Origin of the sequence: Janthinobacterium sp. LPB2021202312-11-4 (assembly GCF_037049705.1) — a bacterium.
Lineage (GTDB): Bacteria > Pseudomonadota > Gammaproteobacteria > Pseudomonadales > Pseudomonadaceae > Aquipseudomonas.
Genome location: NZ_JBAGKV010000008.1, coordinates 1 through 13,234 on the forward strand (window position 1 = coordinate 1; position 13,234 = coordinate 13,234).

Here is a 13,234-nt window from a genome sequence, read left to right on the forward strand (position 1 = left end):
AGATGGAAGTGCTTTTCAGCGTGGTCAGTCGGATCGAATGGGCGAAAAATCTGCCTGAACAAAATGCACCATTCCGCGCGTGAACTCTCGAGACCAATCCAGTCAACGATAGGCTGCCTCTCAGACTCGCGGTTGGCTCGTAGGCGACTTTGACAAGTACTTTTTCTCCCGACTTAGGTCTCCTAATTGGCTAAAGATCCAAAGCCTTTTTCGCACGATGCTCTAAACAAAAATGTAAATAAACCCGCTCGAAATCGCGTTTTATTGACAATCTCACGCCGCAGGGTGGTAAAAAACTGAAACAACTTCCAAAAAGAGTCGTGTAATTAGGAGGTTATCGATGCCGTCAAGTTTATTGACAATATACATCCCCAGAAGGCCCCATGGAGAACCTTGGGTCAGTGACAGATGAATGATTGGAGCGCAGGCGATGCCCGGCCAGGCTGTGCGCGTCGTCGCTTGAAAGGCGTGGCGCGCTGAAAAAACCTGATTCTAGGAGCTGGAACGCTCCCGCGTAACCGGCAAAGCTACCTGAATGACCGATGGCAGTCCAGCCGCGAGGGGCTGGCACTTCGCCACAACTCAAGGCATGCTAGCCGCCCTCCGGGCGTCCGGCTTATAGTGCACGTCGCGCCAGTCCAGCCAAACCGCAGGATTTCAGTTTGTCCAATGTCACGCCGCCTCTTCCTACCCGTGCCCCGGCTGCCGCGCTCGGCTCCCCCCTGCGCGGAACCTTGAAAGGCGCGCTGGCCACCCTGGTGTTGCTGCTGCTTGCGCTGCTGTTCTGGCAATTGCTCGATCAGTTGGGCGAGACCCAGAAAAACCAGCGTCAGTACACCATCGACTACACCGCCGACCTGGCCTCCCAGGTCAGTCTGAACATGGCGCTGAACGCGCAAATCGCCCTTAACCTGCTACCGATCGTCGAACAGCCGCAATCAGCCGACGAACAGCAGGCGCTGCTGCGCAAATTGCAGCAGTCGCTGCCCGACCTGCGCAGCCTTGCGTTACTGAGCCCCTCCGGAAAAATCCTCAGCGACAGCGCCGCCGACAGCCAGGACGCCGACTACCTGAGCGAACTGGTGCGCCGCAGCCATTCGCAAGCCCACTATTTCAGCAACGCCGACGACGGCTCGATGGTGCATCTGTTGCTGCATCAGGCCAGCGGCAGCACTCGCGGTTATTGGGCCTTGCGCCTGACCCCGACGTTTTTCTCCTCGCTGACCAAACAAGGCGAAACCGGTATCCGGCCACTGTGGCTGGTGGAAAACCGCATCAATCATCAAATCATCAGCCGCGACGACGCCCTGCCCGCCACTCGGCCGGGCACCCTCAGCGATGAAGACCTGGCCAACAGCGTGCTGACCGTGCCCCTGAGCAGCAGCGACTGGCAACTGCGCGGCTTGTTCGACCGCCAACAGGTGATCGAACAACTGCTCCCGGCGTTCATCGGCAAATGTCTGTTGGGGCTGGCCTTCTCCCTGCTGCCGTTTATCGCGCTGCTGAACATGCGCCGCCGTCAGCACCAGTTGCATGAAGGGCGCCGCCGCTATCAGGACATTTTCGACGGCACTGGCGTGGCCCTGTGCGTGCTCGACCTGTCCGGGCTGAAAAGCTTTTTCGACAGAGCCCAGATCGACAACAGCGAACAACTCAAGGCCTGGCTCGAAGTCCCGGAGCAGCGTCAACAACTGCTCCAGGAGTTGCGCATCACCGAGGTCAACCAGGTCGCCCTGCAACTGCTCAACGTCAACTCCTGCGAACAGGCCTGGAAGCTGCTGATCGAGGGCTGTCCGCAGGACGGCACCGCCATCGGCAACCAGGTGCTGGAGGCGGTACTCAACCAGCAAAAACAAATCGAGCTGGAAATCAAACTCCAGGACACCCATGGCCGCGACCAGCACTTGTGGCTGGTGTTGCGCCTGCCGCAAGAGCAGCACGACTACAAAGCGGTGATCCTGAGCATCAACGACATCACCAGCCGCAAACTCGTCGAACTCTCGCTGCTGGAGCGCGAAGGGTTCTGGTCCGACGTGGTGCGCACCGTGCCGGATCATCTGTATGTGCAGGATGTGATCAGCCAGCGGATGATTTTCAGCAACCACCACCTGGGGCAGACGCTGGGCTACAACCGCACCGAACTGCACCAGATGGGCGAGTACTTCTGGGAAATCCTGCTGCACCCCGAAGATGCCGACTATTACCACCGCTCGCGCCAGAACCAGCGCCAGGCCGGTTACGCGCAATTGCTGCAATGCCAGTTGCGCTTCCGTCATCGCAATGGCCAATGGCGGCGTTTCGACATTCGTGAACAGGCCCTGGCGCGGGACAAACACAATCAGGTGACGCGCATCATCGGCGTGGCCAAGGACATCACCGAGCAGATTGAAGCCAGTGAATCCTTGCGCGACAGCGAGCAACGCTACCGGATGCTCGCCGAAAGCATCAGCGATGTGATTTTCTCCACCGATAACAAAATGTCGCTCAACTACGTCAGCCCGTCCGTTCAATCGGTGCTGGGTTATGACGTCGACTGGATTTTCCAGAACGGCTGGCAATCGACCATCGCCAACCCGCAACAATTGACCGGCATTTACAGCTTGATGGACCGGGTCAGCAAAGCCCTGGATAAACCTGATCAACTGGCGTTGTTGCGCACTCAGGTGAAGACCCAACTGTTCCTGTTCGACTGCCTGCGGGCCGACGGGCGCAAGATCCCGATCGAGCTGCGACTGGTGCTGGTCTGGGACGAACACGGTGCCTTCGAAGGCGTGCTCGGGGTCGGTCGCGACATCAGCCAGCAACGCCGTGCCGAGAAAGACCTGCGCATGGCGGCCACCGTATTCGAACACTCGACCTCGGCGATCCTGATCACCGACCCGGCCGGCTACATCGTCCAGGCCAACGAGGCATTCAGTCGCGTCAGCGGTTACGCGGTGTCCCAGGTCCTCGACCAGTTACCGAACATGCTCACCGTCGACGAGCAACAGGAAGCGCACCTGCGTTATGTGCTCAAGCAATTGCATCAGCACAGCACCTGGGAAGGCGAGGTCTGGCTCAAGCGTCGCAATGGCGAACATTACCCGGCGTGGGTCGGCATTACGGCGGTGCTCGACGACGAAGGCGATCTGGCCAGTTACGTGTGCTTCTTCAGCGACATCAGCGAGCGCAAGGCCAGCGAACAGCGGATTCATCGCCTGGCCTATTACGACGCCCTGACCCACCTGCCCAATCGCACGCTGTTCCAGGATCGCCTGCACACCGCGCTGCAATCGGCGGAGCGGCAGAAGTCCTGGGTGGTGTTGATGTTCCTCGACCTGGACCGTTTCAAACCGATCAACGACTCCCTGGGCCACGCCGCCGGCGACCGCATGCTCAAGGAAATGGCCACGCGCCTGCTCGGCTGCGTCGACGATGACGACACCGTGGCGCGCATGGGCGGTGACGAATTCACCTTGCTCCTGCAACCGCGCATCAACCGTGAAGTGGCGTTGAACCGCGCGATTCATGTGGCGGAACAAATCCTCGCCAGCCTGGTGAAACCGTTTGTGCTGGAGGGCCGTGAGTTTTTCGTCACCGCCAGTATCGGCATCGCCCTGAGCCCGCAGGATGGCAACGAACTCAGCCAGTTGATGAAGAACGCCGACACCGCGATGTACCACGCCAAGGAACGCGGCAAGAACAACTTCCAGTTCTATCAGGCGGACATGAACGCCAGCGCCCTGGAGCGCCTGGAACTGGAAAGCGACTTGCGCCATGCCCTGGAGCAGGACGAATTCGTGCTGTATTACCAGCCGCAGTTCAGCGGCGACGGCAAACGCCTGACCGGCGCCGAAGCCTTGCTGCGCTGGCGCCATCCCCGTCGCGGGTTGGTGCCGCCGGGGGATTTCATTCCGGTGCTCGAGGAGCTCGGGCTGGTAGTGGATGTCGGCGACTGGGTGATCAGCGAGGCGTGCCGTCAGCTCAAGAGCTGGCATCAGGCCAAGGTGCGCGTGCCGAAAGTGTCGGTAAACATTTCGGCGCGGCAGTTCTCCGATGGTCAACTCGGCAACCGCATCGCCAATATCCTCAAGGAAACCGGCCTGCCGCCGGCGTGCCTGGAGCTGGAGCTGACCGAAAGTATCCTGATGCGCGAAGTCAGCGAGGCGATGCAGATTCTCGCCGGGTTGAAAAACCTTGGCTTGAGCATTGCGGTCGATGACTTCGGCACCGGTTATTCATCGCTCAACTACCTCAAGCAATTCCCGATCGATGTGCTGAAAATCGACCGCACCTTTGTCGATGGTCTGCCGTCGGGTGAACAGGATGCGCAGATTGCCCGGGCGATCATCGCCATGGCCCACAGCCTGAACCTGGCGGTGATCGCCGAGGGCGTGGAAACCCACGAGCAACTCGACTTCCTGCGCGAGCATGGCTGCGATGAGGTTCAGGGGTATCTGTTCGGGCGGCCGATGCCGGCGAGCCGGTTTGAGGCGCAGTTCAGCAATGATGCGCTCTTCATGTTTGATTGAGATTGTTGGGCGCCTGTCATGACGCCTTCGCGGGCAAGCCTCGCTCCTACAGGTTTTGCGCCCTTGTAGGAGCGAGGCTTGCCCGCGAAGAGGCCAGCACAATCACCGCTGATCCCGTCATGAAGCCCACTTGTCTGCGACATGATGTCCTTTCATATGCCATCTAAAACCCGTTGGGGTAGAATGCCCCCCTTTTCTGCCCCGATCCTTGAGGACCGCCATGTTCAGCCGTGATTTGACTATTGCCAAGTACGACGCCGATCTCTTTGCCGCCATGGAGCAAGAAGCTCAGCGCCAGGAAGAGCACATTGAGCTGATCGCTTCGGAAAACTACACCAGCCCTGCGGTGATGGAAGCTCAAGGCTCGGTACTGACCAACAAGTACGCCGAAGGCTACCCGGGCAAGCGCTACTACGGTGGTTGCGAGTTCGTCGACGTGGTTGAGCAACTGGCCATCGACCGTGCAAAAGAGCTGTTCGGCGCCGATTACGCCAACGTTCAGCCGCACGCCGGTTCCCAAGCCAACAGCGCCGTTTACCTGGCCCTGCTGCAAGCCGGCGACACCATCCTGGGCATGAGCCTGGCCCACGGCGGTCACCTGACCCACGGCGCCAGCGTTTCGTCCTCCGGCAAGCTGTACAACGCCGTCCAGTACGGTATCGATGCCAATGGCCTGATCGACTACGACGAAGTCGAGCGTCTGGCCGTTGAGCACAAGCCAAAAATGATCGTGGCCGGTTTCTCTGCCTACTCGCAGATCCTCGACTTCCCGCGTTTCCGTGAAATCGCTGACAAGGTAGGCGCTTACCTGTTCGTCGACATGGCCCACGTGGCCGGTCTGGTCGCAGCTGGCGTCTACCCGAACCCGGTGCCATTCGCTGACGTCGTGACCACCACCACCCACAAGACCCTGCGCGGTCCACGTGGCGGTCTGATCCTGGCGCGCGCCAACGCCGACATCGAGAAGAAGCTGAACTCCGCCGTTTTCCCGGGCGCCCAGGGTGGCCCGCTGGAGCACGTAATCGCCGCCAAAGCGATCTGCTTCAAGGAAGCGCTGCAGCCTGAGTTCAAGACTTACCAGCAACAAGTGGTGAAGAACGCCAAGGCCATGGCCGGCGTGTTCATCGAGCGCGGTTTCGACGTGGTGTCGGGCGGTACTGAAAACCACCTGTTCCTGCTGTCGCTGATCAAGCAGGAAATCTCCGGTAAAGACGCCGACGCCGCTCTGGGCAAGGCTTTCATCACCGTGAACAAGAACTCCGTGCCAAACGATCCACGCTCCCCGTTCGTGACCTCCGGTCTGCGTTTCGGTACCCCAGCCGTGACCACTCGTGGCTTCAAGGAAGCCGAGTGCAAAGAGCTGGCCGGCTGGATCTGCGACATCCTGGCTGACCTGAACAACGAAGCGGTGATCGACGCCGTTCGTGAGAAAGTCAAAGCCATCTGCAAGAAACTGCCGGTGTACGGCGCTTAATTGCCCCGCTAAATCGCAGTGAAGAAAACCGGCCAGCGATGGCCGGTTTTTTTCGCCCACGATATTTCCCCTGCACGACATTCCCCCTGTAGGAGCTGCCGAAGGCTGCGATCTTTTGACTTTGGCGTTTGATAGACCGATGAAGATCAAAAACAAGATCAAAAGATCGCAGCCTTCGGCAGCCCCTACGCGGCTTTGGCCGCTGGTCAGACCGGTCATGCCAATTTTGATGTTTTCACTTGTAATCCCGAAAAAACCGAGCGTAGACTGCGCCTGCACTGGACATACCGGTAAGACCACAATAATTAAGTCCTGAATCTGATGCGCATCGCGCACGGCAGCCAGGACACCGACCAGGATTCCTCCCATGCTCAGATGGTGCTCGCGTTCAATCTTCCTCCAAGTGGTTCTCGGACTGGTGCTCGGCATCGTCTGCGGGCTGACCCTTCCCGAATACTCCGCACAGCTCAAACCCTTGGGCGACGGCTTTATCAAACTGATCAAGATGCTCATCGGCCTGATCGTGTTCTGCGTGGTGGTCAGCGGCATCAGCGGCGCGGGCGATCTGAAAAAGGTCGGGCGCATCGGCCTCAAATCGGTCATCTACTTTGAAGTGCTAACCACCATCGCCCTGGTGATCGGTCTGGTGTTCGCGTTCAGCACCGGCATCGGCAGCGGCGCGAACATTCATCTGGAGCAACTGGCCAAGGCCGACATGGGTGATCTGGCCCAGCGTGGCCAGCAAATGCACACCACCACGCAATTCCTGATGGACCTGATTCCGACCTCGGTGATCGGCGCCTTTGCCGACAACAACATCCTCCAGGTCCTGCTGTTTTCGGTGCTGTTCGGCAGCGCGTTGAACCTGGTGGGCGAAGCGGCCTCGGGCATTTCCCGGTTGATCAACGAACTCAGCCACGTGATCTTCCGCATCATGGGCATGATCGTGCGCCTGGCGCCGATTGGCGTGTTCGGTGCCATCGCGTTCACTACCAGCAAATATGGCCTGGATTCGCTGCAACACCTGGGCAGCCTGGTCGGCCTGTTCTACCTGACCTGCGCCGCGTTCGTGTCGTTGATTCTCGGCCTGGTGATGCGCCTGTCCGGCCTGCGGATGTGGCCGCTGCTCAAGTACCTGCGCGAAGAACTGTTGATCGTCATGGGCACCGCCTCTTCCGACGCCGTGCTGCCGCAAATCATGCGCAAGCTCGAACACCTGGGCATCGGCAGTTCGACCGTCGGGCTGGTGATTCCGACCGGTTACTCGTTCAACCTCGACGGTTTCTCGATCTACCTGACCCTGGCCATCGTGTTCATCGCCAACGCCACCGGCACGCCGCTGGCCATGACCGATTTGCTGACCATTTTGCTGGTGTCGCTGATCACCTCCAAAGGTGCCCACGGGATTCCCGGCTCGGCGCTGGTGATTCTGGCGGCAACCCTGACCGCCATCCCGGCGATTCCGGTGGTCGGCCTGGTGCTGGTGCTGGCAGTGGACTGGTTCATGGGCATCGGCCGGGCGCTGACCAACCTGATCGGCAACTGCGTCGCCACCGTGGCCATCGCACGCTGGGAAAAAGACATCGATATCCAGCGGGCGAACAAAGTACTGTCCGGCCAGCAGGGTTACACCTTCCAGCCGAGAAAACCGGTGGCCGGCGCCCACCAACAAGACTTCTAACTCACAACACCTGTAGGAGCTGCCGAAGGCTGCGATCTTTTGATCCTGCCTCTCGGCACTTCAACCGTTACTCTCGATGCTCACGGAGCGAACAGTGATCACCACATCAACCGTCGTCACTTCAGTCGTAGAAAAACTCAGGGCCGCGTTGGCCCGGGGCCAGTGGCGCTCCGGCGATATGTTGCCGGGGCAGCGCGAACTGGCCGAACAACTGGGCATCAGCCGCCCGAGCCTGCGCGAAGCGGTGATCGTGCTCGAAACCCTCGGGCTGGTGCGCTCGATGCCGGGCAAAGGCGTGGTGGTACTGGACGCCAACCTCAGCGACAGCCAACACCACGACAGCGCGGTGGCCGGCGCGAGCCTGGAAGACGTGCTGCAACTGCGCTACACCCTGGAGCCGTTTATCGTCGGCCTCGTTGCGCAATCGATCAGCAGTAAGGAAGTCGGGCAACTGCGCCTGACCCTGATGGACATGCGCGAAGCCCTGGAGGCCAACGACAGCGAAGCCGGGGTCAACGCCTACATCGCGTTCCACGAAGAACTGTTCACCCTGACCTCCAACCCGATCTTCCAGAGCGTGGTGCAACAAACCAGCAACGCCCTCAAGCAAAGCGCCGAGGTACTGCGCAATTCGCCGGAACACTTGGCCGAGCGCCTGGAAGAAAACGAAGCCGTGGTGCGGGCGATTCGCAGCAAGAACAGCGCCCAGGCCAGCGCCGAAATGCGTCGGCACATCCTGCGCGAAGCCCAGCGCATGGGCATCGAAATGAACATTCCGGACGACAACCTCGGCAGTTGAGCCCTCTTCAACCTGGAGACCGCCATGAACAGCTTCGCCTCACCGCAGACGCTTACCGCCCTGCCCTTTGCGCCGGCGGAGGATCTTTATTCGCGGGTCTTCGATGCCATTCTCGAACAGCGTATCGAGGCGACCAGCCGCTTTACCGAAGAAAGCCTGGCGCAGATGTTCAATGTTCGACGCAGCGACATTCGTGGCGTACTGACGCGACTGTCCCACGAGCACGTCATCGTGCTTCGGGCCAATCATCGGCCCCGTGTGGCGGCGCCTGATGCCGAATTGACCCGACAAACGCTGCACGCCCGGCGCCTGACTGAGCTCACGCTAGTGAGACTGGCCTGTCAGCGACCGCAAGCGCTGCAACCGCTGCGCGAATTGATCGAAAGCGAGCGTCAATGCACCGCCCGTGGCCCGGCCATTCGCTTATCGGGAGAGTTTCATTTACGGCTCGCGCAAATGGCGGGGAATGCACCGTTGGCGCATTTTCTCGGCAGCCTGGTGCCGCTGACGTCGTTGGCGATTGCGCAGTTTTACGCACAACCGCTGGGTTATTGCGATTGGCAGGTGCATCAGGGGATTCTGGATGCGGTGGAGCGGCGGGATTCGGTCATGGCGGTCAAACTGCTAGGCCGGCATCTGGATCATTTGGAAGCCGTGTTGCTGAACCCCACACCGATATTCAGCCAAAATCGTGTTGCTGGTTGAATCGCCTTCGCGGGCAAGCCTCGCTCCTGCAGCTATGTCGCCGCCCCTGTAGGAGCGAGGCTTGCCCGCGAAGGCGTCATCACAAACAAACGAAAAACTTCAATCCGCCGCCACCCGCGCAAACCCCTCGCGAATCTTCTCTTCCGGCAAATCATCGGCAATAAACACGATCACGCTTTCCCGCGCCTCGCCCTCCGCCCATTCGGTATCCCAGTCGAAACCGTAGAGTTTCAGCACCCCCTGAAACACCATCCGTCGCGGCTCGCCCACGATGTTCAACACACCCTTGTAGCGCAGCAGTTGCTTGCCGTGGTCTTCCAGCAGTTCATTCATGAACTCGCTGAGCTTGTCGATATCCAGCGGCCGGTCGGTGCGCAGCACCAGGCTGGAAATCCGGTCGATGGACGGCGCTTTGCTCACCGGCCGCAAACTCACGCCGCCACCGAGGTCGGCGTTGAGATTGAAACCGCGCACGTCGAGCAACTCGGCGAGGTCGATGTTGCCGTGATCGACCACACGAATCGGTGCGCGGCGGTTGATCCGGGTCAGGCGTTCGCTAAGGGCGGTGAAGGTCGCTTCATCGACCAGATCCCGTTTGCTCACCAGCAAGCGATCGGCAAAACCGATCTGCGCCTGGGCGATGGTCTGGGTCAGGTGGGTGTCGGCGTGGGCCGCGTCCACCAGGGTGATGATGCCGTCGAGCAGGTAGCGTTCGCGCAGGTCTTCATCGATGAAAAAGGTTTGCGCCACCGGCGCCGGGTCGGCCAGGCCAGTGCATTCGATCACCAGGCGGTCGAAGGCGATTTCGCCGCTGTCCAGGCGTTCGAGCAACAGGTACAGGGCTTTGGTCAGGTCGGTGTGAATGGTGCAGCAGACGCAGCCGTTGGACAGCGTCATCACTTGCACCGGCTCGTCGCCCAGCAACTGGGTGTCGATGCCGGCATCGCTGAATTCGTTTTCGATCACGGCGATCTTCAGGCCGTGCTCGGCTTTGAGCAGGTGACGCAACAACGTGGTTTTGCCAGCGCCGAGGAAGCCGCTGAGAATCGTGACGGGGATTGGCGCTGACAAAATAAGGTCTCCCAAACGCAAAAAAACCGTAGGAACAAGGCTTGCCCGCGATGGCGTCCGAAAGATCGCCATCGCCGGCAAGCCGTGCTCCTACAGTGGTGTGTTACCTAGACCGCGTGCATCAACAGCACTTCGGCCCACCCTTGCCACCGTAACGTGCCTCCTGACGTTCCCTGAAGAACATCTCGTAGGTCATCACCGGTTTGTCCGGGTGTTTGCTTTGCATATGCTCGACGTAGTTGTCGTAGTCGGGCATGCCGACCATCAGGCGCGCGGCCTGACCGAGGTATTTACCGAGGCGACTCAGGTCATTGAACATCGTGGCAATCCTCGATTACGCGTCCGGCACAGCCTGGAATGGCGCTTCTTTATCCGTGCGTTCCTTGCTGCCCCAGGCGGAAATCCCGACCTTGAGCGCGTAGAACAGGATGCTGAAGACCACGAACAGGAACAGCGCGGTGAGCGTTGCGTTGGTGTAGGCGTTGAAGATTACGTGCTGCATCTGCGTAATGTCCTTGGCCGGGGCGAGGATCTGGCCGTTGGCCAGGGCATCGCTGTATTTCTTCGCCAGGGACAGGAAGCCGATCGCCGGATTGGCGTCGAACAGCTTGATGAAACCCGCCGTGGTGGTGCAAATCAGCAGCCACACCGCCGGCAGCATGGTCACCCAGATGTAGCGCTGGCGTTTCATTTTGATCAGCACAACCGTGGCGAGCATCAGCGCGATACCGGCGAGCATCTGGTTGGAGATGCCGAACAGCGGCCACAAGGTGTTGATGCCGCCCAGCGGATCGATCACGCCCTGGTACAACAACCAGCCCCACATCGCCACACAACCGGCGGTGGCGATCAGGTTGGCGGTCCAGGATTCCGTGCGTCTCAGCGCCGGAACGAAGGAGCCGAGCAAGTCCTGGAGCATGAAGCGTCCAGCCCTTGTGCCGGCGTCCACTGCCGTCAGGATGAACAACGCCTCAAACAGGATCGCGAAGTGGTACCAGAACGCCATGGTGTTTTCACCCGGCAACACGCTGTGCAGGATCTGCGCGATGCCGACCGCCAGGGTCGGTGCACCGCCGGCGCGGGCGAGGATGGTGGTTTCGCCGATGTCATGGGCCACTGCTTGCAGGGCTTCCGGGGTGATTGCAAAACCCCAACTGCTGACAGTTTGCGCAACCGCTACCACGTCACCACCGACCACGGCGGCCGGGCTGTTCATGGCGAAGTACACGCCTGGCTCGATCACCGAAGCGGCGACCATGGCCATGATGGCGACGAAGGACTCCATCAACATCGCGCCGTAGCCGATGTAGCGGGAATTGACTTCGTTATCCAAGAGCTTCGGCGTGGTGCCGGAAGAGATCAGCGCGTGGAAACCCGAGACCGCACCGCACGCGATGGTGATGAACAGGAACGGGAACAGACCGCCCTTCCACACCGGCCCGGTGCCGTCGATGAATTGGGTCAGGGCCGGCATTTTCAGCTCGGGCATGGTCACCAGGATGCCGATGGCCAACGCGATGATGGTGCCGATTTTCAGGAAGGTGGAGAGGTAGTCACGGGGCGCCAGAATCAGCCAGACCGGTAACGAGGCGGCGACAAAACCGTAACCCACCAGCATCCACGTAATCTGCACGCCAGTGAAGCTGAACGCCTTGGCCCACACCGGATCGGCGGCAATCTGCCCGCCCAGCCAGATCGAACCGAGCAGCAGCAACACGCCGACCACGGAGATCTCACCGATGCGCCCCGGACGGATGTAGCGCATGTAAATGCCCATGAACATCGCAATCGGGATGGTCGCCATCACCGTGAAAATGCCCCACGGGCTCTCGGCCAGGGCTTTCACCACAATCAGCGCCAACACCGCGAGGATGATGATCATGATCAGGAAGCAGCCAAACAGCGCGATGGTGCCGGGGATGCGGCCCATTTCTTCACGGACCATATCGCCCAGGGAGCGACCGTTACGACGGGTGGACATGAACAGGACCATAAAGTCCTGCACCGCACCGGCCAGCACCACACCGGCAATCAGCCACAGCGTGCCGGGCAGGTAACCCATCTGCGCGGCCAGGACCGGACCGACCAAAGGCCCGGCGCCAGCGATTGCCGCGAAGTGGTGACCAAAGAGAATGTGTTTGTTGGTCGGGACGTAGTCCAGGCCATCATTGTTGAGCACGGCGGGGGTGGCCCGGCGCGGATCGAGCTGCATCACATTGTTAGCGATGAACAGGCTGTAGTAACGGTAAGCAACCAGATAAATGGCCACGGCAGCGACCACAATCCACAAGGCGTTGATCGCCTCGCCTCGGCGCAAGGCCACTACGCCCAGGGCGCACGCTCCTACGATTGCCAGCAGCAGCCAGGGTAGGTGGCGTAGCAGGCTATTATTATTTTTCATTTTTTTATTCCAGCCAGGGTGGACAAGAAAGACAGCCACCCCGAGTTTAGCTCTCCTGACGGCAAAGGCCATACCCCGACATTCGTCGAGCGCCAGCACTTTGCTGGCAGCCGTTGACGATGCGGGTCTATAGTCAGCGAACCTTCCAGAGGATTGCGCCATGAGCGAGCACCCTGCCGAGCGCCGCCGCTTCAAACGTATTGCATTTGATGCCCGCACCGAGCTGAGCCAAGGGGAATTCATCTGGCCGGTGAAGCTGATCGACCTGTCACTCAAAGGGCTGCTGATCGAGAAACCGGAGCCGTGGCTCGGTAATCGGGAGCATCACTTTTGCGTTGATATTCACCTGACTGATGAAGTCGCGATCAAGATGGACGTGGTGCTGACCCACGATGACCGTGGTCAGCTCGGGTTCGTCTGCAAGCACATCAGCCTGGAATCCATCGAACGCTTGCGGCGGTTGATTGAGTTCAACCTGGGCGATCCAGAGGAACTGGAACGCGAACTGGGTGCATTGATCGAAGTTTAATCAACGTAGGAGCTGCCGAAGGCTGCGATCTTTTGATCTTTTGATCTTTTGATCTTTTGATCT

The 13,234-nt window shown here is 59.9% G+C and carries 9 protein-coding genes; 6 read left to right on the forward strand and 3 right to left on the reverse strand.

From position 1 onward, the window contains the following. Positions 1–662 precede the first annotated feature (662 nt). The 5 genes from V5E99_RS10680 (at position 663) to V5E99_RS10700 (ending at position 9,170) form a co-directional block, all read left to right on the forward strand. A complete protein-coding gene (locus V5E99_RS10680; RefSeq protein WP_499802428.1) occupies positions 663–4,511 on the forward strand; it encodes a sensor domain-containing protein in 3,849 nt (1,282 codons plus the stop codon). Between the two features lie 220 nt (positions 4,512–4,731). Then, entirely contained in the window at positions 4,732–5,985 is a 1,254-nt protein-coding gene (gene glyA, locus V5E99_RS10685) for a serine hydroxymethyltransferase (RefSeq protein WP_054051411.1), read from the forward strand. Between the two features lie 367 nt (positions 5,986–6,352). Further along, positions 6,353–7,666: a C4-dicarboxylate transporter DctA gene (locus tag V5E99_RS10690; protein ID WP_499802429.1), complete on the forward strand. Its 1,314-nt coding sequence runs from the start codon at positions 6,353–6,355 to the stop codon at positions 7,664–7,666. 94 nt (positions 7,667–7,760) lie between these two features. Further along, positions 7,761–8,465, forward strand: a complete 705-nt coding sequence (locus tag V5E99_RS10695; RefSeq protein WP_499802430.1) for a FadR/GntR family transcriptional regulator — start codon at positions 7,761–7,763, stop codon at positions 8,463–8,465. A 24-nt stretch (positions 8,466–8,489) separates the two neighbouring features. After that, on the forward strand, positions 8,490–9,170 hold the full coding sequence (locus V5E99_RS10700; RefSeq protein ID WP_499802431.1) for a GntR family transcriptional regulator: 681 nt from the start codon (positions 8,490–8,492) through the stop codon (positions 9,168–9,170). A 99-nt stretch (positions 9,171–9,269) separates the two neighbouring features. Here V5E99_RS10700 and yjiA read toward each other — a convergent pair whose 3' ends face one another. The 3 genes from yjiA to V5E99_RS10715 form a co-directional block, all read right to left on the reverse strand. Continuing rightward, positions 9,270–10,241 (reverse strand): GTPase, encoded by a 972-nt coding sequence (gene yjiA, locus V5E99_RS10705; RefSeq protein WP_499802432.1) that lies wholly within the window; start codon positions 10,239–10,241, stop codon positions 9,270–9,272. A gap of 121 nt (positions 10,242–10,362) precedes the next feature. Continuing rightward, positions 10,363–10,560, reverse strand: a complete 198-nt coding sequence (locus V5E99_RS10710; protein ID WP_499802433.1) for a YbdD/YjiX family protein — start codon at positions 10,558–10,560, stop codon at positions 10,363–10,365. Positions 10,561–10,575: 15 nt separating this feature from the next. Continuing rightward, on the reverse strand, positions 10,576–12,642 hold the full coding sequence (locus tag V5E99_RS10715; RefSeq protein ID WP_499802434.1) for a carbon starvation CstA family protein: 2,067 nt from the start codon (positions 12,640–12,642) through the stop codon (positions 10,576–10,578). 160 nt (positions 12,643–12,802) lie between these two features. Here V5E99_RS10715 and V5E99_RS10720 point away from each other — a divergent pair, with 160 nt between their 5' ends. Beyond that, complete coding sequence (locus V5E99_RS10720) at positions 12,803–13,171, forward strand: PilZ domain-containing protein (RefSeq protein WP_499802435.1); 369 nt, start codon at positions 12,803–12,805, stop codon at positions 13,169–13,171. Positions 13,172–13,234 lie beyond the last annotated feature (63 nt).

Excerpts from the sequence above, each read along its gene's own strand:
- glyA (WP_054051411.1), top strand. The coding sequence starts at position 4,732 with ATGTTCAGCCGTGATTTGACTATTGCCAAGTACGACGCCGATCTCTTT.
- V5E99_RS10690 (WP_499802429.1), top strand. The coding sequence starts at position 6,353 with ATGCTCAGATGGTGCTCGCGTTCAATCTTCCTCCAAGTGGTTCTCGGA.
- V5E99_RS10700 (WP_499802431.1), top strand. The coding sequence starts at position 8,490 with ATGAACAGCTTCGCCTCACCGCAGACGCTTACCGCCCTGCCCTTTGCG.
- V5E99_RS10710 (WP_499802433.1), bottom strand. The coding sequence starts at position 10,560 with ATGTTCAATGACCTGAGTCGCCTCGGTAAATACCTCGGTCAGGCCGCG.
- V5E99_RS10715 (WP_499802434.1), bottom strand. The coding sequence starts at position 12,642 with ATGAAAAATAATAATAGCCTGCTACGCCACCTACCCTGGCTGCTGCTG.
- V5E99_RS10720 (WP_499802435.1), top strand. The coding sequence starts at position 12,803 with ATGAGCGAGCACCCTGCCGAGCGCCGCCGCTTCAAACGTATTGCATTT.